We start from the raw sequence: 21304 nt of genomic DNA on the forward strand, positions 1-21304 counted from the left end.
AAAATCCAAGGAGTCTATTAAATGGTATCCGGACATCAAAAGCAAATTTTAAAACAAACAGAAGAGTACGTTTATGATTTATTAAAAGATGATGCTAGTGGTCATGACTGGTGGCATATTGACCGCGTGCGAAATGTAGCTAAAACGATCGCGATACAAGAGACTGAAGAAGTAAACTTTTTTATCTGTGAAATGGCAGCACTGTTACACGATGTCGCTGATGGGAAGTTAAACAAGAGCGAAGCAGCAGGAGAAGAAAAAATTCGTAATTGGCTCAAAACTATTGAATTGGAAGAACAAGAACGGATGGCTATTTTAGATATTATTTTACATTTGTCGTATAAAGGCGGAACGAATAAAAAAAGACTTTCTTCATTAGAAGGGAAAATAGTTCAGGATGCAGATCGTTTAGATGCTATGGGAGCTGTTGGAATTGCTCGGACAATGGCTTATACCGGAGCACACGGTCGTCTGATTCACCATCCAGACCTTCTTCCAAGAGAAAATTTAACGCTTGAACAGTACCGTTCTGGTGAAGATACTGGCATCATGCATTTTTATGAGAAGCTTTTAAAATTAAAAAGTACGATGAATACATCCGTTGGCAAAAAAATGGCAAGTCACCGACATATTTATATGGAAAACTATCTAAAGGAGTTTTTTCAAGAGTGGGAAGGCGACCGTTGAAAAATAGAAGCACTAAACAAAGTTTAAGCTAGCGTGGTACGATTAGGTGAAATTTATAGAGGCGGTGAAGGCTATATGGTACTGGCTGATGAAATAATATTGAAAGAAGCTACAATAGCAGATGCAGTTCTATTTGAAAACTATCAATTAAAAGAAACACCTTATACTGTTAAGCCGATGACAGCAATGACCGATAGTCTCCATGAAACTAAAAAATTTCCGGTTTTGATTTTAAAGGAAGAAACCTTAGTAGGATTTTTCATTTTACAAAAAGAAAAGGGGTTTTCGACTTATCCAACCGAGGAGAATGCTTTATTATTACATGCGCATTCCATTGACGAGCGTTTTCAAAACAAAGGATACGGAAAACTTTCGATGGAACGATTGCCGCTATTCATTAAAGAAAATTTTGATTCGATCGATGAGATTGTATTAGCAGTTGACTATGATAATCTAAGCGGGCAAATGCTGTATTTAAAAACGGGATTTGTCGATACAAAAAAACGAAGCAAGGAAGATGGAGCGTACAAGTTTATTTACTCAAAAAAAATATAGTACATGAAAGATAAAAAACAAAACAGAGAAAGACCAGAAGGGATTCAGAAAATGACTAAAAAAAATATCGTTCTTTCACTTCTTGTGCTGCTAACGGTAGCAACGATCATGGGGGGCACTAAATACCATCGTTATGTACAAACTGAAAAATTTAAACAAGCAGAACAAAAGCTAGATGAGACAAAAGAAGCAGAAAAGCTAGTCGCTGCTTTATTTGAAACGGAAGCAAAAGAGACGTTAGCAAAAGGTATTACGGAAAAGCAACTATCAATTGCTTTAGATAAAGTCAAAGAACTTCCTGACAGCCCTTTAAAAAAAGAGCTTCTAACTGAAGTGAGAGCAGCCGAAGAAGGGTATCAAGCTCAAAAAGTTGTTCAATCTTTGTTAATAGATAATATATTAGCTGACGAAGTGTCTGAAAGCCAATTAGAACAAGCACAAACTCATTTAGAAAAAATAAAAAAACGTTTTCCGTTGCTATATGACGAATTGAAGGTATATTTGACTGAAGCGAAAGATCAATATGAAGCAATAAAAAAAGCTGAGAAAACTTTAGCTGAATTGTTTGAGGAGCCCAAAACAGAAATAGTCAAAGAAGATGTTACTCAAGTGCAGTACGATGAAGTAAAAGCAATGATTACAGCGATAAAAAATAAGAAAGTCCAAACAGCACTTTTTGAAACATTAGCGTTGGTAGAAACTAAATTAAGGGTTATAGAACAACAACTGCTTCAAGAACAAGAAGAACAAGAACGAGTGTTGGAAGAAGAACGACTGGCTGAGCAAGAACGAATGGAAGCAATTGAAAAAGAGGCTGCTCTGCAAGAAGAGTCGGAACAAGATGAAGCATCAACTTCTACCTCTGTCAAAAGCAGCACAACGAATCAAAATACATGGCAGCCCACTCCTAAGACAACAAAGAGTCCTCAAAGCAACTGGACGGCGCCACAAAAAGATACGCAAGAACCAGAACTTCCAGCTAAAGAAAATTCTTCAGATACGGCTGAAGAGCCAGAAGATTCTTCGAGTCCAGAGATACCTAAAGACTCTGAGGTTGACATAGACTCAGGTTCAAATGATAAAGAGGAAATGAATCAAGAAAGTTCAGCTTTTTCATCGGCTGAATAAAGCGTATGGATTAAGCCGGCCGGAAGAAAGAGTTGACAAAAAGCTTTTTTGTCCGTAGTATTTGAAGAGTAAAAACTAACTGAACAACCATCACAAAGGGGTGCTGTAAAAAGCTGAGATTGAATCCTAGATTCTGACCCTTCGAACCTGTTCGTTAACACGAGCGTAGGAATTGTGACGGGGCAAATGATTTATCTTAAAAGATAATTTGAGCTCCTCCTTTGTTGTGTGGCACTGTTCGACACACTAAAGGAGGATTTTTTTATGGAAAATACACGATTACGGGTATGGATCGAAGGAACGATTGTCGCAGCTTTAGCCATTGTTTTATCCTTATTGCCGACGACTGTCGGTACAGGTTTTACTATATCATTGGGAATGATCCCGATGATACTGTATGCCCTTCGAAGAGGCGCTGTAGCAGGTATTGCATCTGGATTTTTATGGGGAGTATTACATTACTTGACGGGTGATGTCGCTATTTTAAATCTGCTGCAAGGTTTTATTGAGTATTTTGTAGCGTTTATGTTTACGGGATTTGCTGGTTTTTTTGCTAAACCCCTTCAACAAGCTTTTCGCGCAAAGCAACCTGTCAAAAAAGCAGGATATATCATTTTAGCAACAATCGTTGGAACGATAGCTCGTTTTTTCTGGCACTTTATAGCAGGGTATTACTTTTGGGGAAGTTATGCCCCAGAAGGAATGAGTCCATTATGGTATTCGTTTCTTGCCAACGGAGGAAGCGCATTGGCGACTATGTTTGCAACAGGCATTGTGTTGCTTCTCTTTAACAAAACAGCACCTCATTTGTTTGTACCAAAAGAACCAACTGCATCAAGCTTCCAATGAATTAAACGATAAAACAAAAGCATCCGATTCTTTTTTTGAAGCGGATGCTTCTTTATTTGTTTTAAAAGGCGCTCTAAGTTGAATAATGCTAGCAATAGAAAAAAGAACATAGTAAGATAAGAATAAAAGTTTCGAAAGGATTAACATATGCAAATAGTTTGGATGAGTATATTAGCTATTATTGTTTTAAATATCATTTTTGCCATGATCACTGTTTTTCGAGAAAAACGAGATATCGCAGCTACATGGGCATGGTTATTGGTTTTGATGTTGTTGCCGGGAGTGGGGTTTGTTTTTTATTTATTTATCGGGAATAAATTATCCCGCAAAAAGATTTTCGATATTAAAGCTCAAGAAAGCATAGGAATGCCTGAACTTGTTCAAGCACAAAAAGAAATGCTGGCAGATGATGAAGATTTGCTGTCCAGTAGACAAGCAACAGAAAATGCCAAAGAAATGGCAAGTTTGTTTCTTGAAAGCGATGAATCTATTTTAACAAAAGGCAACAAAATACAAATTTTTACAGATGGTGCTGAAAAATACGATGCATTGATTAAAGACATTTACAAAGCTGAGCATCATATTCATATGATTTATTATATTTTTAAAGATGATAAAATCGGAAATCGCGTTTTAGCGGCTCTTGAAGAACGGGCAGCAGCGGGTGTAGAAGTTTTTGTTATTTATGATGCGTTAGGATCCCGTGCTTTGAAACCTAAATTTTTTAAAAAGCTAAAAGCTTTAGGAGGGGAAGCTGAAACTTTTTTTGGTTCCCGCTTTAGCTTTATAAATTTACGTTTTAATTACCGCAACCACAGAAAAATTGTTATTATCGATGGGGAAATTGGCTACACTGGCGGTTTCAACGTTGGGGATGAATACTTAGGAGAATATAAAAAATTTGGGTATTGGCGTGATACTCATTTGAAAATTGAAGGCAATGCCGTTTTGCCCTTGCAAAGCCGCTTTCTAATGGATTGGAACGCGACGGTTTCTCATCATAAGTTAGAATACCAAGAAAGTTATTTTCCGCTAATGAAGAAAAAAGGCAAGTCAAACATGCAGATCGTTTCAAGCGGGCCGGATACTGAAACCCAACAAATCAAAAAAGGGTACATTAAGATGATCAGTATGGCAAAAGAATCCGTTTTTATCCAAACTCCTTATTTTGTACCGGATGATTCAGTACTGGAGACTATTGAAATAGCCGTCATGTCTGGTATTGATGTTAAAATCATGATTCCTAATAAACCAGATCATCCGTTTATTTACCGAGCAACTACTTACTACGCTGCCGAATTGGTAGCCGCTGGAGCTGAAGTTTACATCTATAATAATGGGTTCTTACACGCCAAAACAATTGTGATAGACGGCGAAATCTGCTCAATTGGAACAGCTAATTTTGATATTCGAAGTTTCAAACTAAATTTTGAAGTAAATGCTTTTATTTATGACCCAGAGATTGCCAGACAACAAAAAGAAATTTTTTATAAAGATATCGAAAGCAGTTATTTATTGACTCAATCCCTATTAGATGGACAATCGCGTTGGCTGAAATTTAAACAAACATTTTCTAGATTATTTTCACCAATTTTATAACAAAGTAACTTTTCAGACGTAGAAATAGTTGGTCAAACCATTATTTTTGCGTCTTTTTTTTAAGGGATTTTTAATGAAAAGTATAGAAAGTTGATTATACGAGCGATTTAAGAGATAATTGATAAGGATAATGCGATTTTTTAGCAAAGAAAAGAAAAATAGATAAGAGGGTGGAAACTTTGATTGAATTTAAAAATGTTTCAAAAGTTTATAAAGGCGGAAAAAAAGCAGTAGACAACATCAATCTTGCGTTTAACGAAGGCGAATTTATTGTTTTTATTGGTACAAGTGGAAGTGGAAAGACAACTTCAATGCGGATGATCAACCGAATGATCGAGCCAACTTCTGGACAAATTTTAATTGATGGCGAAGATATCATGAAGAAAGATCCAGTGAAATTGCGTCGGAAAATCGGCTATGTGATCCAACAAATCGGGTTGATGCCACACATGACCATTTTTGATAACATCGTTTTAGTTCCGAAATTAATGAAATGGTCAGAGGAAGAACAAAAAGAAATCGCCAAAAAACTCATAAAAAGAGTAGATTTGCCGTTAGAGTTTCTAGATCGCTATCCTTCTGAATTGTCAGGGGGTCAGCAACAAAGAATAGGCGTTATCCGCGCTTTAGCTGCGGATCAAGACATTATTTTAATGGATGAACCGTTTGGTGCTTTGGATCCTATTACGCGAGACTCTCTCCAAGAATTATTAAAAGAACTTCAAGTAGAGATGGGAAAAACAATTATTTTTGTTACTCATGATATGGATGAAGCTTTAGATTTAGCGGACCGCATCGTCATTATGCAAGAAGGTAAAGTTGTTCAATTCGATACACCGGATAATATTCTGGCTGCTCCAGCTAATCAATTTGTAGAAGACTTTATTGGGGAAGATCGTTTGCTCCAAGCACGGCCTAATCTTCAAACAGTTGAACAAGTTATGTTGAAGAACCCTGTTTCAGTTACACCAGGCAAGTCTATTACTGATGCTATCAAACTGATGCGTGACCGCCGTGTAGACTCGTTATTAGTGACGGACGATGCAGGAATCTTAAAGGGATATGTTGATGTTGAAAGCATCGATTTAAACAGGAAACGTGCAACCAGTATTGGCGATATCATGTCGACCAAAGTTTATTTTGTACGCAAAGGAACGTTGTTAAGAGATACTGTACAACGTATTTTAAAACGCGGGTTTAAGAATGTCCCAGTAGTTGATGAAAAAAATCGTTTAATTGGAATAGTTACGCGTGCTTCTCTAGTAGATATTGTGTATGACACGATTTGGGGCGATGACGCAGAAACACCACCTGAAACGCCGATGGAATCAACCGTTTCAAAAGAAATTAAAGAGTAGGAGGGAAGAAACATGGCTGATTTTTTTGCAAGCAATGGTTCGGATCTGTTGCTGAAAACGTGGGAACATCTTTATATTTCTGCATTTGCTTTATTTTTAGGTGTGATTGTAGCTGTCCCACTTGGAATAATATTGACTCGTTTTAATAAAGTAGCGTCTATCGTAATGGGAATTGCAACGGTCTTACAAACCGTTCCTTCTTTAGCTCTACTTGCTTTGATGATTCCGTTTTTTGGAATTGGAAAAGTTCCTGCAATAATTGCTTTATTCATTTATTCGTTATTGCCAATTCTTAGAAATACCTATATTGGTGTCAAAGGAGTAGACGGAGGGCTAAAAGACGCGGGTAAAGGAATGGGTATGACCGATATGGAATTGATTCGTTTAGTCGAATTGCCGCAAGCTGCAGCGGTCATTATGTCCGGGATTCGTCTTTCCGGTGTATACGTTATTGCTTGGGCAACACTAGCTTCTTATATTGGAGCAGGCGGCTTAGGAGACTTTATTTTTAATGGATTAAATCTATTTATACCTAGCCTGATTATTGGTGGTACGATACCCGTAACGGTGTTAGCTTTATTAACAGATTTTATTTTAGGAAAATTAGAGAAAAAATTAACGCCCGCCAGCGCATACTAAATAGGAGGTTTTAAAACAATGAACACAATTAAAAAAATCAATCAAATTGTGGTTCTTCTTTTAGCAACTGTGTTTTTAAGCAGTTGCTCGCTTCCTGGTTTAGGCGGGGGTTTTGACGAAGAAGGAATCACTATTACAGGTGGGACCACTACAGAACAACAAATTTTGGGTTTTATCGTTGAAGGCATGGTCGAACATTATATCGATATCGATGCACAATTGATCAACAATTTAGGGTCTTCTACCCTTAATCATCAGGCTTTAGTTGGAGGAGACGCAAATGTTTCAGGTGTCCGTTACACAGGTACCGATTTAACAGGCGTGCTTCAGCAAGAGCCAATCACAGATCCAGCGAAAGCTTACCAAACTGTCGTAAATGGATTTAAAGATGAATTCGATCAAAAATGGTTTCCTTCATATGGATTTGCTAACACTTACTCGTTTATGGTCACACAAGAATTAGCAGAAGAATATGATCTTCAAACTGTTAGTGATTTAAAGGATATCATATCAGAACTCAAATTAGGTGCCGATACTTCTTGGATGGAGAGAGAAGGCGATGGGTACGATGCGTTTGTAGAAACGTACGGTTTTGATTTTAAGCGTGTCTATCCAATGCAAATTGGATTAGTTTATGATGCTTTAGCAGCCGGAAAGATGGATGTGGTTTTAGGGTATTCAACGGACGGACGAATCAGCAGTTATGACTTAGTCGTTTTAGAAGATGACAAGCACTTGTTTCCCCCATACGATGCCAGTCCTGTTACCACTTACCAAGTGTTAAAAGATTACCCTGAATTAAATGAAGTATTGCTGAAATTAGCAGGGACGATCACGACTGAAAAAATGCAAGAAATGAATTATGAAGCGGACAATAATTTATTGGAACCAAAAAAAGTTGCAACAGATTTTTTAGAAGAAAATAATTATTTTGAAGAAAATGAAACAAACACAAAAGGGGGCGAGTAATCCGTGAATATTTCAGAGATGGGTCTTTGGGAACAATTATGGTATTACTTTAACGAAAATGGATTTTATATCTGGGAACAGTTTGTGCGCCACTTTTTAATTTCTATTTATGGTGTTCTTTTTGCAGCTATTGTCGGAATTCCTATAGGATTTTGGGTTTCACGCAACAGTAAATTAGCAGACTGGGTTATTGGCGTTGCCAATGTTATTCAAACGATTCCTTCTTTAGCCATGTTATCTATTTTGATGCTTGGTTTAGGTCTGGGCGTAGGAACAGTTGTGACGACCGTCTTTCTATATTCCTTATTGCCAATCATCAAAAATACGTATACCGGTGTTCGAAATGTTGACAGCAACATCTTAGATTCTGGTAAAGGGATGGGAATGACCAGATTCCAACTGACCTATATGGTTGAATTGCCGCTATCGTTATCTGTTATAATGGCAGGGATTCGTAATGCATTAGTAGTCGGTATTGGGATTACGGCAATCGGAACCTTTATTGGAGCAGGAGGATTAGGTGACATCATTACGCGTGGCGTTAACGCCACAGACGGTGGGGCTATTATTTTATCAGGTGCTATCCCAACCGCATTGATGGCTGTTATTAGTGATATTGTTTTAGGAGCAATTGAAAAGAAATTAGATCCGACAAATAAAGTTAGAAACTAGTCCAATAAAAAAACGAAACCTTTTAAAAGGTTTCGTTTTTTTATTGAGCTAACCGAACATGGCGAATGTCTTCAAAAGAAAGCATATAAGTTGTTTGGCGACTCAGACTCTCTAAGATAATAAGCGATTTTTTATTTGGGGCGTATCTTAAAATTCCTTTTTGTTCATCAATTGTCAAGATATGTTTGGTCTTATTCATTTGGAGAACGATAGGTTTGCGCCGCTCATAAGCTTGCATCAAAAAATAGCGGATTTGATGTTCAGGCATCTGAGGAAACACTTGCAAGGTATCTGGTTCTTTAGTGAGAAACAGCTTCTTATTAAAGGTATTAAAAAAGGCAGGGGACTTTTCAGCAAAGTTTTTTTCCATATCGATTCCTCCGAACGTTTGTTTGTTAATTTCATTATACGAACAAACGTTCAGATGTGCAAGTCTTTTTCAAATTATTATCAATATAGTTTTCTTTTCTGCCATATTCTAGCTATAATAGTAATTGGACAGTTAAAAAAGAAAAGTATACCATCGAGGAGTTTTAACATGACATATAAAATAATTGCAGATTCTTGTTGCGACCTGCCTCTGGAATTTGTTGAGAAGCATCATATTCACATTATGAATATGGTCATCAATATGGAGGGAAAAGAGATAATCGATGATTTGGGCAAAACATTTGATCGAGAAGCTTTTTTTAAAAATATAAAAGAGGGTAAGATTGCTTCAACATCTCAAATCAATATTGGAACTTATCTAGAAGTCTTTAAGTACTATGTTGAAAAGAGCGAACCGATTCTTTATTTAGCTTTTTCATCGGGATTAAGTGGTTCGTATAATAATGCATTAGCTGCTGTAGAAATGCTAAGAGAAGAGTATGGAACTGTTGATATTACAGTGATTGATACATTGGCGGTTTGTCTTGGCGATGGGTTGCTTGTTTATGAAGCAGCTAATATGAAAGCAGCAGGCAAGTCGCTGATTGAGGTAACTCGTTGGATAGAAGAAAATAAATTAAAGCTTCACTCATGGGTAACAGTAGATGATATTAAGCATTTAGAGCGCGGCGGAAGAATCTCAGCAGTTTCTGCAACTTTAGGAACGCTATTAAATGTAAAGCCCATTATTATCATGAACCAACTGGGTGGTTTGGTTCCTTATGCTAAAGTCCGAGGACGGAAAAAATCATTGCAATTCTTAGTTCAAAAAACAGCGGAAGGAATCATTGAGCCTGAAAACCAAACGATTTTTATTGGACACGCAGGAGTTCCAGAAGAAGCAGAATGGATAAAAGAAGCTCTTTTAGAAAAAATTAAAGTAAAAGATATTAAGATATATCCTTATGGACCGACAATCGCAGCTCATACTGGATTTGGTTCGTTAGCGGTCTTTTCATTTGGAATGCCGAAATAAAACATAAAGTTATAAAAATCAGCATTGTATTTAAGTTGTGAAAACGGTATAATTTAATTTAGAGGTAACTATTATAAACAAATTTGCTATTATTACATTACCCTATAATCTTTAAAATGCTGCCGAAAATAGGACACAAATTACAATTGAAGACTTTCCAGTTAAACCTAAAAGTCATTTGACAGTGAAATTGCTCTATGTTAAATTTATTATAAATTAAATAGAATAAAAATGGTTGGGCAGTAGCTTTCAAGGCAATTTCTTCAAGGGGTGAGAAGAAGTCTTGTTAGTTACGCCTTTTTTTTATTTTGGAGGAGGTGAAATAAGATGAGTATTGAAGCCATTCAATATGTTCAAGAAGCAGAAGAGAGAGCTGGAAAATTAGAAACAGATAGCGACGCAGAGGTTAAAAGAATAAAAGAGTTAACCGAAGAAACCATGGCAGATCATCAGTCGCGTTTATCTTCTAAATTGGCAGAGTACGAAAAAGAGCAACAAAAAAGGTATGATCAAGAAATAGAACACATAAAAAAACAAGTAGATGAAGAGATTTCTGCCAAAGCAGCAGAGTTGGATCATTCCGCTAAGGTAAATGAAACAGATGTGGTAAATGACATTGTAAAGGAGGTTATCCATCGCTATGGCAATAGCTAAAATGAAACAGATGACGCTTTTGGCAGAACAAGCAGATAAAGATCTTCTTTTAAAAGCAGTGCAGGAATTACAAAGGCTTGAGTTAGTAGATTTAACGACTTTAGAAGAATCCAATCTCCTTAGTTATTATTCTAAAGAAATGCCGACTGTTGAAAAAACAAAATATGAAGAACGTTTGAAAGATATTCAGCATGCGTTGTCATACTTAAAACAGTACCTCCCGCAACCAGGTTTTATTGCCAAATTAAAAAAAGGCCGAGAGGAATATACGTTAGAGGAACTAGAAGCAGCAATTTCTGTTTCTCAATTAGACGCAATCTGCCAAGAAGTTTTTAAAAAAGAAAAAGAACTTATTGCGTTAGAACAACAACAGAAAAGTTTAAATGAAGAAGAACTCTTTTTGCGTAAATGGAACCCTTTAGAATTCAATCCTAATGATTTAGCAGAATTTAAACTTACAGCAGGTTATGTTGGAACGATTGCTGCTGGAAATGTAACGGAATTTCAAAATGCACTAAAAGAAAAAGGCTCAAATTATATTGAAGAAATTTTTCAATACAAAGATGAAGCCGCCTATCTTATTATTACAGCTAAAGAAAATGATAGTGCTACCGAATCTATTTTGAATCAGTTTCAGTTTACCAAGTTTAATTATCCTTATACGTTAGTACCCAAAGAAGAACTGAAACGCAATCTTGCAGAAAATAAAAAGCTGCAAGAAAAAGAGCAAACATTAAAAAAAGAATTGGTAGCTTTTAAAACTAAAGTAACACAGTTAGAACTAGGAGAAGAATATTATTATAATCTCGCTCAAAGAGAAATTGGAAAAACCCTCTTATTGAACGGGAAAAGTTTCTTCTTGTTAAATGGTTGGTTGGAAGAAGAACAGGTTCCTGAATTGAAAGTCCTTTTAGATACCCACGTTGGAAAAGAACACTACGCAGTCATTTCGGAAGAAATTAAAATGAAGGACTACGGTGTTGTTCCAGTTGTTTTAGAAAACAATAAATTTGTTGAACCGTTTGAAAGTGTCACGGAGATGTACAGTTTGCCAAAATACGATGATATTGATCCGACTCCTTTTATGATGCCGTTTTACTTAGTCTTTTTTGGTATGATGAGCGCAGATTTAGGTTATGGTTTAATTCTTCTGATCGGTACTTTTCTAGCACAGAAATACCTTAATTTAGATAAGGGAATGGCTAAATTTATTCGCTTCTTCCATTTGCTGTCTTATGGCGTAATTGTTTGGGGAGTGATTTATGGTAGTTTCTTTGGTTACGATTTGCCTTTCCAATTATTGTCAACAACGACAGACGTTATTACTATACTCTTGCTTTCAGTCGTGTTTGGGTTCATTCAACTTGTGTATGGTCTGGTTATTAACGGAGCAGTTAAGTGGCGGAAACAAGAACGAGCCTCTAGTTATGTTGATGGAATGGCTTGGGTAGGGATCCTAGTAGGCATTGGACTCTTAGTGTTGAGCATGATGGTTTTCGATAGTTCTCTACTTAAAACAATCGCTTATCTTTTAATAGGAGTGAATGTTGTTGGAATTATTGTGGTGACCATGTTAGCTTCTGAAAAAAAAGGTCTGGGAGCAGCATTAGGACTATATAATTTGTATGGTATAACAGGTTATGTGGGTGATTTAGTCAGTTATACAAGATTAATGGCCCTAGGAGTTTCCGGTGGGAGTATAGCAGCAGCTTTTAATATGATTGTTGAATTTTTACCTCCTGTCGCTAAATTTACTGTTGGGATTTTGCTATTTGTCGCGTTGCATTCGCTGAATATTTTCTTAACTTATTTAAGTGCTTACGTGCATACAGCCAGATTACAATACGTTGAATTTTTCGGAAAATTTTACGAAGGTGGCGGACGAGCGTTGAATCCGTTGAAGACTTTTGAAAAACACATTTATTTAAAAAAAAGACAATAAACTTAAACAACTATCTAAAAAAAATATATTTTAATGGAGGAATTTTATAATGGGCAATTTGATAACATTTTTAGCAGAAAACAATGGTGGTCTATTCTTTGCAGCAATGGGAATTGGGTTTGCAACAATCTTTTCAGGTATCGGTTCAGCTAAAGGTGTAGGTATGACAGGGGAAGCAGCAGCTGCTTTAACCACTGAACAGCCTGAAAAATTTGGTCAAGCTCTGATCTTACAGCTTTTGCCAGGTACACAAGGTCTTTATGGTTTTGTTATTGCCTTCTTGATTTATTTGAACACGGGCGCTGATACAACTTTAGCACAGGGTTTATATATGTTGATGGCCGCTATGCCGATTGCTTTCACCGGTTTATTTTCAGGTATTGCACAAGGTCGTGTTGCTTCTGCTGGTATCCAAATTTTAGCTAAAAAACCTGAGCACGCTACAAAAGGAATTATTTATTCTGCTATGGTTGAAACATACGCTATCTTAGGTTTTGTTATTTCCTTTTTACTTGTCTTAAATGTATAATGACTCATTTCTATTCAAAAAACGATTAAGAACGGAGGGAAATGATGTCAGATCTTAAACTGATTACGGATCGTATGATTGAAAAAAAGAAAGTCGAAATACAAAACAAAATTCAACAAGCTGAACTGGAAGCAAAAAATAGACTTGCAGCAGCAGATACAGACTTAGCTGAAGAAGAAGTTAAACAAAAGAAAATGATTGATGTTCGCTTAGCAAATGAGTTTGAAAAGAATAAAAATAGCTTGGTAAACCATAAACGCGATCAATTGCTGTCTGAAAAACAACTCTCGCTAAATTCTGTGTTTGAGAAAGCTTTGATGGAAATGGAGCAATGGAATGAAACAGAATTCCAAGCATTTTTATTATCTGTCTTAAAAGAATTTAAAGCGATGGAACGCGTAGAATTGATTTTAGGAGAAAAGTCAGCTGAAAAAGTTTCTCAACAATGGATCGAAGAAGTAGCATCAAAAGAACTAAACGTTTCTTTATCAAATGAAACGATTGCGGGGAAATTTGGATTTATCCTTAGAGACAATGGAATACAATACAATTATTTATTCCATGCTTTGATCAATGAAAGCAAAAATCATTTGATTCCATCTGTTTCAAAAAAATTATTTCAATAAAAAGGAGGAGAATAAATGAAGCCAACAGCATTTGCTGGGACTAACGCACGCATTCGTGTTTACGAAAGTAATCTCCTTAGAAATGATCAATTTGAACGGATGCTACAAGCGCCTGATTTTGAAGAAGCATTGAATGTTTTAAAGGATACACCTTATCGAAATGATATAGAACAATTAAAAGAGACAAAAGACTATGATTTAATGCTAGTGAATGAATTGCAACGAATGTATGCTGAGTTATTCAGCATTAGCCCAGAACCGAACTTAGTTGAATTGTTTTCGTTGCGGTATTCTTACCACAATTTAAAAGTATTATTAAAAGAGTATTTCACAAAAAATGACTTCACAACAATGCTGATACCGATTGGAAAAAATTCCATTTCAACTTTAAGACAAGCTGTAGAAACCAGTAGATCCGATGATTTGGATCAAGAATATTTAACAAGTATTCTTGAAGTGAAAACAGACTACGAAGATTACTCCAATATTCAATCGATTGACATTATCCTTGATCGTCGTTACTTTACTCATTTAAAACAATTAGCGATAAAAATAGAAGACCCTAAAGTGTTGGAATTGATCGTTCTTTATATCGATTTAAATAACTTGTCCACTTTGACAAGGGCTATCAGCCAAAAACGATCACGAAATTTTTTGACTACTATTTTATCCGATGCTGGAAGTATGCCTATAGAAGAACTTATTTCATTGGGTTCAGAAAGTTTAGAAGAGGCGGGTAAAAAACTAGCGGAAGGCAAATATCGGGAAATTGTTACAGCTTCGATCCGTTCAGACAATCAAGAATTGTCTCCTGTGAAAATTGATCTTGCAACGGATGATGCCTTCATGGAAAAAATGAAAGACGCAAAATTAGAAGTCTTTGGTCCGATGCCTTTATTAGCGTATATTTATGCGAAAGAAAATGAAGTTAAAAATTTACGTTTAGTTTTAGTCGGCAAAGAAAATAAGCTTCCGCTTGAAGAAGTTACAGAAAGGATGCGAATCAATTATGGCTCATAAAATTGGTGTAGTCGGCGACAAAGACTCGATTTTACCTTTTAAAATCTTAGGATTTGACGTTTTTTACGCATCTGAAGCTAGAGAAGCTAGACGGACAGTTGATCGCCTAGCTAAAGAAGAGTATGGCATTATTTATTTGACAGAACCGTTAGGAAAATTAATACCGGAGACGATCGACCGCTACGACCAAATGATAAAACCAGCCGTTATCTTAATTCCTAATCACTTAGGTTCATTAGACATTGGGAAAAAAAGAATCCAGCAAAATGTTGAAAAGGCAGTGGGGCAAAATATTTTATAGGAGGTTACCAGTTTGAACAAAGGAAGAATTGTGAGTGTCTCTGGGCCGTTAGTTACGGCTGAAGGGATGGAGCAAGCTAATATTCAAGATATCTGTAAAGTCGGTAAGCTTGGGTTAATTGGCGAAATTATTGAAATGCGTAACGATGTAGCTTCTATTCAAGTTTATGAAGAAACGTCAATGGTTGGACCTGGAGAACCTGTTGAAACAACTGGCGAAGCTTTGTCAGTTGAATTAGCTCCCGGCATGATTTCGCAAATGTTTGATGGAATTCAACGTCCGCTTGATAAATTTATGGACAAAACAGAAAGCAACTATCTGATTCGCGGAGTTTCTATTGAAGCATTGAGTCGAACAGATAAATGGACGTTCACGCCAACTGTAGAAGTTGGAACGAAGGTTGTTGCAGGGGATATCGTTGGGACTATTCCTGAAACAAAAGTTATTGTACACAAAATAATGGTTCCATATGGTGTTGAAGGCACGATCAAGAGTATTGAGAGTGGAAATTTTGATATTACTGAGACTATTTATACGATTGAAACTGAAGAAAATGGCGTAAAAGAATTTACGATGCTGCAGAAATGGCCCGTTAGACAAGGACGTCCAACAGCAAAAAAATTAAACCCAGTTGAACCGATGATTACCGGACAACGTGTCATTGATACGCTGTTCCCAGTAGCAAAAGGCGGTGCTGCGGCTGTTCCAGGTCCATTTGGAGCTGGTAAAACGGTGGTGCAACATCAAATCGCTAAATGGGCAGATGTTGATTTAGTTGTGTATGTCGGGTGTGGAGAACGTGGGAATGAAATGACTGACGTAATCAATGAATTTCCGCAATTAATTGATCCTAATACCGGGGAGTCCATTATGGAACGTACGATTTTGATTGCAAATACATCAAATATGCCTGTTGCGGCTCGTGAAGCTTCCATCTATACAGGTATTACGATCGCTGAATACTTTAGAGATATGGGCTATAGTGTCGCTATTATGGCGGATTCTACTTCTCGTTGGGCAGAGGCATTGCGTGAGATGTCAGGTCGTCTTGAAGAAATGCCAGGAGATGAAGGATATCCAGCTTACTTAGGAAGCCGAATTGCAGAATTTTACGAGCGTGCTGGAAAAATCATTACTTTGGGAACGGAAGGCCGAGAAGGAAGTATCACTGCTATCGGCGCAGTATCCCCTCCTGGAGGAGATACTTCTGAGCCGGTAACTCAAAATACTATGCGAGTGGCTAAGGTATTCTGGAGCTTAGATAATTTATTAGCACAAAAACGTCACTTTCCTTCTATTGATTGGCTAGCGTCGTACTCTTTATATTCTCAAGAGTTAGGGATTTATAACGGAGAACAATTAGGAAAAGATTGGACGGGAATGGTCAGAAGAACCATGACCTTGTTACAAGAAGAATCTGAACTGGAAGAAATTGTACGCTTAGTCGGTGTTGAGTCTTTATCTGAAAGAGACCGTCTAAAGTTGGCGACATCTAAAATGATTCGTGAAGATTTCTTACAACAAAATGCGTTTGATGATGTCGATACGTATACTTCTCGAGAAAAGCAATATGAAATGTTATCAACTATTTTGTATTTTGAAGATGAAGCTCTTGCTGGTATGGCATTAGGTTCTTATTTTAACGAAATTATTGAAGGTACTGTTACAGTTCGTGAAAGAATTGGTAGAGGGAAGTACATCCCTGAAGAAGAAATTGGGAAGTTTGAAATCTTAAAATCAGATATTAAAACCACCATTCACCAAATCGTTGAAAAAGGAGGAATGGAATTAGATGCTTAAAGAATATCGGACAATCACAGAAGTTGTCGGTCCTTTGATGGCAGTTGAAGGTGTTGAAGGCGTTAAATTTGATGAGTTAGTTGACATCCAAATGCAAAACGGCGAAAAAAGACGTGGACAAGTTTTGGAAATCAATGGGGATAAAGCGATGGTTCAAATATTTGAGGGCTCTCACGGAATCAACTTAAAAGATACTAAAGTGCGTTTCTTAGGCAAACCCTTAACGTTAGATGTTTCTGAAGACATGCTTGGTCGCGTCTTCGATGGAATGGGACGCATCAATGATAACGGGCCTGAATTGATCGCTGAAAAATCATTGGATGTTAACGGAGAAGCGATCAATCCCATGGCTCGTGACTATCCAGATGAATTTATCCAGACAGGAATTTCATCTATTGATCACCTAAATACATTGGTTAGAGGACAAAAACTGCCTGTATTCTCAGGTTCGGGGCTTCCGCATAAAGAATTAGCTGCTCAAATCGCAAGACAGGCTACTGTTTTAAATTCAGACGAAAAATTTGCCATTGTTTTTGCGGCTATCGGTATTACGTTTGAAGAAGCAGAGTTTTTCATGGAAGACTTTCGTAAAACAGGTGCCATTGATCATTCGGTTATGTTTGTTAACTTAGCGGACGATCCTGCAATTGAACGGATAGCCACTCCAAAGATGGCCTTGACGACAGCTGAGTATTTAGCTTATGAAAAAGACATGCATGTATTGGTTATTATGACGGATATGACGAATTATTGTGAAGCCTTGCGTGAAATCTCAGCAGCAAGACGTGAAGTACCTGGACGTCGTGGTTACCCGGGTTATCTTTACACCAATCTGGCAACGTTATTTGAACGTGCTGGTCGTTTGGTCGGTGGAAAGGGTTCTGTTACGCAGATTCCTATTCTAACTATGCCAGAAGACGATATTACGCATCCGATTCCTGATTTGACCGGATACATCACAGAAGGACAAATCATTTTGTCTCGCGATTTATTCAATAATGGTATTCACCCGCCTATCGATGTCTTGCCATCTTTGTCGCGTTTAAAAGATAAAGGGACTGGCGAAGGGAAAACAAGAAAAGATCATGCTGCTACCATGAACCAGTTATTCGCTGCTTATGCAGAAGGAAAACAAGCGAAGGAACTCGCTGTGGTGCTAGGAGAGTCTGCTCTTTCTGAAACAGACAAGCTTTATGCTGAATTTGGCGAGCGTTTTGAAAAAGAATACGTAAACCAAGGAAACTATACCAATCGTACTATCGAAGAATCATTAGATTTGGGTTGGGAACTCTTGTCCATTTTGCCTAGAACGGAATTGAAGCGGATCAAAGATGAGATGTTAGACGAATACCTGCCGAAGGGGGAGTGAGTCTAAATGGCAAAATTAAATGTGAACCCAACTAGAATGGAATTGACCATTTTAAAGCAGCAGCTGAGTACTGCAACTCGCGGTCATAAATTGTTGAAAGACAAACAAGACGAGCTGATGCGTCAATTCATTACGCTTATCCGGAAAAACAATGAGTTACGTGCAGAAGTGGAAGGCAAATTAACTAGTGCGATGCAATCTTTTGTGATGGCTAAAGCATTGTTAAACGAAAATTTTATTGAAGAGCTAGTAGCGATTCCACCTCGTGCAGTAGAACTAGAGATATACGAAAAAAATATTATGAGTGTTTCCGTACCGGTCATGAATTTTAAGTATGATGAGAGTCAAGATACTAACGAATTACGTTATGGCTACTTAAATTCCAATAGTGAATTAGACACGTCAATTGAAAAAATGTCAGCAGTCATGGCTCAGTTATTGGAACTTTCAGAAATCGAAAAAACTTGTCAACTAATGGCAGATGAAATCGAAAAAACTCGTCGCAGAGTAAATGCATTAGAGTATATGACGATTCCAAGGTATGAAGAAACGATTTATTTTATTCAAATGAAATTAGATGAAAACGAAAGAGCTAATATCACCCGATTGATGAAAGTAAAAGATATGGGTTAAAAAGGCTTTTTGGCAAATCACGATGGTGATTTTTATGGTGAAATACAGTCATTTCACTTACTAACACCAAAAATGACAGAACCTTAAAAAAACGAACAAAATCAGTGATGATTTTGTTCGTTTTTTCGTTGTCATTGGTACCACTAAAAACAAGAGCCGTGTATACTGAGTTTAAGGAGATGATGCAGATGGAGACAGAACTTCTTAAACAAATAAAACGGTCAAAAAAAGTAGCACTTGTATTAGGCGGCGGAGGAGCGAGAGGTTCTTATCAAATAGGTGTTTGGAAAGCATTGAAAGAGCTTTGTATTGAAATTCACCTGATTACTGGAACTTCTGTAGGGGCTTTAAATGGAGCTTTATTTCTTCAAGATGAGTACGATTTAGGCGAACAGATGTGGCGTAAAATGGAAACCAACCATGTCTTGGCTTTATCTAAACCGATCGAAATCAACAGCTTTAAAAGTTACCGCCGAACAATGCGAGGTTTTGTTGTGTCGGCCTTAAAAAAAAGAGGATTTAATACCACTCCTTTAAAAGAGCTGATCGACACTTATCTGGCAGATGAAAAACGCATCAGAAAGAGCGCCATTGAATTTGGTTTGACTCTGACAGAATATCCTTCGATGAAACGCGTAGAGTTTTTCTTACCTAGTATACCGTTTGGCGAATTGAGTCTTTATTTGCTGGGAAGTGCTTCATTCTATCCAGCAATGCAAATCACTAAAATTGGTGAAAAGTCTTATATTGATGGAGGGTACTACAATAATTTGCCCGTTGAGATGGCGCTCGAAAAAAAACCGACAGCAGTAATCAGCGTTGACATTACAGGACCAATCTCGTTGAAAAGGAGTAGGCCGATTACTGATGTACCGATTCATGATCTAGGCAGTAAATGGCCATTGGGAAACTTATTGTTATTCGATGGCAATCGTGCGGATATCAACATTGCTCTGGGTTATTATGAAACGATGAAGCACTTTGAATTTTATGAAGGCAGTTGGTATACTTTTGAAAAAGATAGTTTTAAAAAGCATTACGAAAAATTTTATTTGGCGTTAGCTAAATTTTTGATGAATAAAAATAGACGGTTTGCGGCTGGCTTCTTAAATGAAACCGAACAACAGCAAAAAAATTTAGAGGTTTTAGAAAAATATTGGCGAGGGCGAATTGGAAAAAAAGAGCTGACCTATGCAGTACATGAACTGATTGGGAAGTTATTTCAGATTGATCCGACAAAAGTGTATAGCTTTTCTTTATTTGAAACAGCGATTCTTGAAAAATACGAAGAATTAGTCAAAGCAACTACGATCAATGAAGTTGATGAATTGTTTACTGTTGACGTTATTTATTCAGTAGAAGAATGGATTGCTCGTTACTTAGAAAGAATTCCGTTTCTTTCTAATAAAAAAATGCTGCTGTATTTTTTAAATTTGATTGAAAAAAATCAACCGATTGAATGGCATAATTGGAAAGTTGACTATTTGATTAAACAAAAACCTCATGTTTTCATGATGGCCATTTGTATGGATCAGATAAAAAACGGAAATTTTAAATAAAAGTTACAGAACAACTGGATTTTATGGTACACTTAAGGGTGAGTTCTCATTATCAGGTATTTTGCATAGCCTAAATTAAATTAGCTTAATCAATGAGAGGTGAATGAAGTGGCTCAAAAATTTACTTACGAAATTATGGAAGAAATTGCAGTGCTTTCTGAAAATGCAAAAGGATGGCGTAAAGAATTAAATCTAGTAAGTTGGAATGGCAACCCGCCTAAATTTGATATTCGGGATTGGGCTCCAAACCATGAAAAAATGGGCAAAGGCCTGACGCTTACCAATGAAGAAATGGAAACACTCAAATCCTTTTTAGCAACTTTAAATTAATGCCCAAAGATTTTACACAAAAGAAATAATAACAGAAACTTTTTTTAGATAGGAAGGATTTGAATATGGCAGAACGCGGACTTTTAATTGTTCTTTCTGGGCCTTCAGGTGTAGGTAAAGGAACAGTGAGAAAAGCAATTTTTGAACAACCGAATAATGACTTTGAATATTCTATTTCAATGACCACTAGAAAGCAACGCGAAGGTGAAATTGATGGCGTAGATTATTTTTTCAGAACGAAAGAAGAGTTTGAAGAACTAATTGCAAGCGGCGGTTTATTGGAATATGCTGAGTATGTAGGGAACTACTATGGTACGCCTTTGGCTTATGTCGACCAGACACTAGCAAGTGGCAGAGATGTTTTTTTAGAGATCGAAGTTCAAGGTGCTTTACAGGTACGTGAAAAGATGCCTGAAGGAATTTTTATTTTCTTGACTCCTCCAGGACTTAAAGAATTAAAAACACGTATCATTGGGCGAGGAACAGATGCCATGGCTGTGATTGAAAGACGTATGGAAAAAGCCATTGAAGAGATTAATTTGATGCAGCATTACGATTATGCTGTTGAAAATGATCGGGTTGAGAATGCTGTCAGCAAAATAAGAAATATTATCGAATGCGAACACTTAAAAGTTTCGCGTGTGATTCATCGTTATAAAAAAATGATTAAGGAGCTGTAA

The 21304-nt window shown here is 36.9% G+C and carries 23 protein-coding genes, 1 riboswitch and 1 other annotated feature; of the genes, 22 read left to right on the plus strand and 1 reads right to left on the minus strand.

All coding sequences use genetic code 11. The features are described 5' to 3' along the window. Window positions 1-21: 21 nt before the first annotated feature. The 9 genes from JHE06_RS04650 (at window position 22) to JHE06_RS04690 (ending at window position 8456) form a co-directional block, all read left to right on the plus strand. Window positions 22-687: an HD domain-containing protein gene (locus JHE06_RS04650; protein WP_058918305.1), complete on the plus strand. Its 666-nt coding sequence runs from the start codon at window positions 22-24 to the stop codon at window positions 685-687. A gap of 33 nt (window positions 688-720) precedes the next feature. Further along, entirely contained in the window at window positions 721-1242 is a 522-nt protein-coding gene (locus JHE06_RS04655) for a GNAT family N-acetyltransferase (RefSeq protein WP_231726755.1), read from the plus strand. 51 nt (window positions 1243-1293) lie between these two features. Next, on the plus strand, window positions 1294-2370 hold the full coding sequence (locus JHE06_RS04660) for a hypothetical protein (RefSeq protein ID WP_156413245.1): 1077 nt from the start codon (window positions 1294-1296) through the stop codon (window positions 2368-2370). A gap of 86 nt (window positions 2371-2456) precedes the next feature. Next, window positions 2457-2559: riboswitch (TPP riboswitch) on the plus strand. A 75-nt stretch (window positions 2560-2634) separates the two neighbouring features. After that, entirely contained in the window at window positions 2635-3219 is a 585-nt protein-coding gene (gene thiT / locus JHE06_RS04665; RefSeq protein WP_058918308.1) for an energy-coupled thiamine transporter ThiT, read from the plus strand. A 147-nt stretch (window positions 3220-3366) separates the two neighbouring features. After that, complete coding sequence (gene cls, locus JHE06_RS04670) at window positions 3367-4818, plus strand: cardiolipin synthase (protein WP_201089610.1); 1452 nt, start codon at window positions 3367-3369, stop codon at window positions 4816-4818. A 179-nt stretch (window positions 4819-4997) separates the two neighbouring features. Continuing rightward, window positions 4998-6176, plus strand: coding sequence for a betaine/proline/choline family ABC transporter ATP-binding protein (locus JHE06_RS04675; protein WP_201089612.1), 1179 nt, complete (start codon window positions 4998-5000; stop codon window positions 6174-6176). Between the two features lie 12 nt (window positions 6177-6188). Next, on the plus strand, window positions 6189-6815 hold the full coding sequence (locus JHE06_RS04680) for an ABC transporter permease (protein ID WP_058918311.1): 627 nt from the start codon (window positions 6189-6191) through the stop codon (window positions 6813-6815). A gap of 27 nt (window positions 6816-6842) precedes the next feature. Then, window positions 6843-7784: an osmoprotectant ABC transporter substrate-binding protein gene (locus tag JHE06_RS04685; RefSeq protein ID WP_058920190.1), complete on the plus strand. Its 942-nt coding sequence runs from the start codon at window positions 6843-6845 to the stop codon at window positions 7782-7784. 9 nt (window positions 7785-7793) lie between these two features. Then, on the plus strand, window positions 7794-8456 hold the full coding sequence (locus JHE06_RS04690) for an ABC transporter permease (RefSeq protein ID WP_058920191.1): 663 nt from the start codon (window positions 7794-7796) through the stop codon (window positions 8454-8456). Window positions 8457-8496: 40 nt separating this feature from the next. Here the strand turns inward: JHE06_RS04690 and JHE06_RS04695 are convergent, their stop codons facing one another. Next, window positions 8497-8826: a hypothetical protein gene (locus JHE06_RS04695; protein WP_058918312.1), complete on the minus strand. Its 330-nt coding sequence runs from the start codon at window positions 8824-8826 to the stop codon at window positions 8497-8499. A gap of 168 nt (window positions 8827-8994) precedes the next feature. Between JHE06_RS04695 and JHE06_RS04700 the strand changes: the two genes are divergently transcribed. The 13 genes from JHE06_RS04700 (at window position 8995) to gmk (ending at window position 21304) form a co-directional block, all read left to right on the plus strand. After that, complete coding sequence (locus JHE06_RS04700) at window positions 8995-9861, plus strand: DegV family protein (RefSeq protein WP_058918313.1); 867 nt, start codon at window positions 8995-8997, stop codon at window positions 9859-9861. Window positions 9862-10094: 233 nt separating this feature from the next. Continuing rightward, window positions 10095-10141 (plus strand) — a sequence feature (sodium ion sensor (DUF1646 type); this cis-regulatory element may regulate processes involved in with the transportation of sodium ions). A gap of 47 nt (window positions 10142-10188) precedes the next feature. Next, entirely contained in the window at window positions 10189-10515 is a 327-nt protein-coding gene (locus JHE06_RS04705; RefSeq protein ID WP_058918314.1) for a hypothetical protein, read from the plus strand. Then, the gene (locus JHE06_RS04710; protein WP_058918315.1) at window positions 10502-12457 is read left to right on the plus strand and encodes a V-type ATP synthase subunit I; all 1956 of its coding nucleotides are present in this window, start codon (window positions 10502-10504) and stop codon (window positions 12455-12457) included. Before JHE06_RS04705 ends, JHE06_RS04710 begins: the two co-directional genes overlap by 14 nt. Before the next feature lie 49 nt (window positions 12458-12506). Continuing rightward, window positions 12507-12986 (plus strand): V-type ATP synthase subunit K, encoded by a 480-nt coding sequence (locus JHE06_RS04715; protein WP_058918316.1) that lies wholly within the window; start codon window positions 12507-12509, stop codon window positions 12984-12986. A 44-nt stretch (window positions 12987-13030) separates the two neighbouring features. Beyond that, window positions 13031-13612 (plus strand): ATPase, encoded by a 582-nt coding sequence (locus JHE06_RS04720; RefSeq protein ID WP_201089614.1) that lies wholly within the window; start codon window positions 13031-13033, stop codon window positions 13610-13612. Window positions 13613-13627: 15 nt separating this feature from the next. Continuing rightward, window positions 13628-14632, plus strand: coding sequence for a V-type ATP synthase subunit C (locus tag JHE06_RS04725; protein ID WP_058918318.1), 1005 nt, complete (start codon window positions 13628-13630; stop codon window positions 14630-14632). After that, on the plus strand, window positions 14622-14933 hold the full coding sequence (locus JHE06_RS04730; RefSeq protein ID WP_058918319.1) for a V-type ATP synthase subunit F: 312 nt from the start codon (window positions 14622-14624) through the stop codon (window positions 14931-14933). Before JHE06_RS04725 ends, JHE06_RS04730 begins: the two co-directional genes overlap by 11 nt. Before the next feature lie 12 nt (window positions 14934-14945). Continuing rightward, on the plus strand, window positions 14946-16733 hold the full coding sequence (locus JHE06_RS04735; protein ID WP_201089616.1) for a V-type ATP synthase subunit A: 1788 nt from the start codon (window positions 14946-14948) through the stop codon (window positions 16731-16733). Next, on the plus strand, window positions 16726-18102 hold the full coding sequence (locus JHE06_RS04740; RefSeq protein ID WP_058918321.1) for a V-type ATP synthase subunit B: 1377 nt from the start codon (window positions 16726-16728) through the stop codon (window positions 18100-18102). Before JHE06_RS04735 ends, JHE06_RS04740 begins: the two co-directional genes overlap by 8 nt. 6 nt (window positions 18103-18108) lie before the next feature. Next, window positions 18109-18735 (plus strand): V-type ATP synthase subunit D, encoded by a 627-nt coding sequence (locus JHE06_RS04745; RefSeq protein ID WP_058918322.1) that lies wholly within the window; start codon window positions 18109-18111, stop codon window positions 18733-18735. A 188-nt stretch (window positions 18736-18923) separates the two neighbouring features. After that, window positions 18924-20294, plus strand: coding sequence for a patatin-like phospholipase family protein (locus JHE06_RS04750; RefSeq protein WP_201089618.1), 1371 nt, complete (start codon window positions 18924-18926; stop codon window positions 20292-20294). Window positions 20295-20402: 108 nt separating this feature from the next. Beyond that, the gene (locus tag JHE06_RS04755) at window positions 20403-20624 is read left to right on the plus strand and encodes a YdbC family protein (RefSeq protein ID WP_058918324.1); all 222 of its coding nucleotides are present in this window, start codon (window positions 20403-20405) and stop codon (window positions 20622-20624) included. Window positions 20625-20689: 65 nt separating this feature from the next. Continuing rightward, window positions 20690-21304 carry a guanylate kinase gene (gmk, locus tag JHE06_RS04760; RefSeq protein ID WP_058918325.1) on the plus strand — a complete coding sequence of 205 codons (615 nt, stop codon included), beginning with the start codon at window positions 20690-20692 and terminating at the stop codon, window positions 21302-21304.

The organism is Carnobacterium sp. CS13 (assembly GCF_016653495.1).
Lineage (GTDB): Bacteria > Bacillota > Bacilli > Lactobacillales > Carnobacteriaceae > Carnobacterium_A > Carnobacterium_A antarcticum.

What these genes read in the sequence shown, in the direction of transcription:
- JHE06_RS04720 (WP_201089614.1), top strand. Translation starts at nt 13,031, where the DNA reads ATGTCAGATCTTAAACTGATTACGGATCGTATGATTGAAAAAAAGAAA.
- JHE06_RS04750 (WP_201089618.1), top strand. Translation starts at nt 18,924, where the DNA reads ATGGAGACAGAACTTCTTAAACAAATAAAACGGTCAAAAAAAGTAGCA.
- cls (WP_201089610.1), top strand. Translation starts at nt 3,367, where the DNA reads ATGCAAATAGTTTGGATGAGTATATTAGCTATTATTGTTTTAAATATC.
- JHE06_RS04700 (WP_058918313.1), top strand. Translation starts at nt 8,995, where the DNA reads ATGACATATAAAATAATTGCAGATTCTTGTTGCGACCTGCCTCTGGAA.
- JHE06_RS04710 (WP_058918315.1), top strand. Translation starts at nt 10,502, where the DNA reads ATGGCAATAGCTAAAATGAAACAGATGACGCTTTTGGCAGAACAAGCA.
- JHE06_RS04730 (WP_058918319.1), top strand. Translation starts at nt 14,622, where the DNA reads ATGGCTCATAAAATTGGTGTAGTCGGCGACAAAGACTCGATTTTACCT.
- JHE06_RS04650 (WP_058918305.1), top strand. Translation starts at nt 22, where the DNA reads ATGGTATCCGGACATCAAAAGCAAATTTTAAAACAAACAGAAGAGTAC.
- JHE06_RS04725 (WP_058918318.1), top strand. Translation starts at nt 13,628, where the DNA reads ATGAAGCCAACAGCATTTGCTGGGACTAACGCACGCATTCGTGTTTAC.
- JHE06_RS04680 (WP_058918311.1), top strand. Translation starts at nt 6,189, where the DNA reads ATGGCTGATTTTTTTGCAAGCAATGGTTCGGATCTGTTGCTGAAAACG.
- gmk (WP_058918325.1), top strand. Translation starts at nt 20,690, where the DNA reads ATGGCAGAACGCGGACTTTTAATTGTTCTTTCTGGGCCTTCAGGTGTA.
- JHE06_RS04705 (WP_058918314.1), top strand. Translation starts at nt 10,189, where the DNA reads ATGAGTATTGAAGCCATTCAATATGTTCAAGAAGCAGAAGAGAGAGCT.
- JHE06_RS04740 (WP_058918321.1), top strand. Translation starts at nt 16,726, where the DNA reads ATGCTTAAAGAATATCGGACAATCACAGAAGTTGTCGGTCCTTTGATG.
- thiT (WP_058918308.1), top strand. Translation starts at nt 2,635, where the DNA reads ATGGAAAATACACGATTACGGGTATGGATCGAAGGAACGATTGTCGCA.
- JHE06_RS04745 (WP_058918322.1), top strand. Translation starts at nt 18,109, where the DNA reads ATGGCAAAATTAAATGTGAACCCAACTAGAATGGAATTGACCATTTTA.
- JHE06_RS04695 (WP_058918312.1), bottom strand. Translation starts at nt 8,826, where the DNA reads ATGGAAAAAAACTTTGCTGAAAAGTCCCCTGCCTTTTTTAATACCTTT.
- JHE06_RS04715 (WP_058918316.1), top strand. Translation starts at nt 12,507, where the DNA reads ATGGGCAATTTGATAACATTTTTAGCAGAAAACAATGGTGGTCTATTC.
- JHE06_RS04660 (WP_156413245.1), top strand. Translation starts at nt 1,294, where the DNA reads ATGACTAAAAAAAATATCGTTCTTTCACTTCTTGTGCTGCTAACGGTA.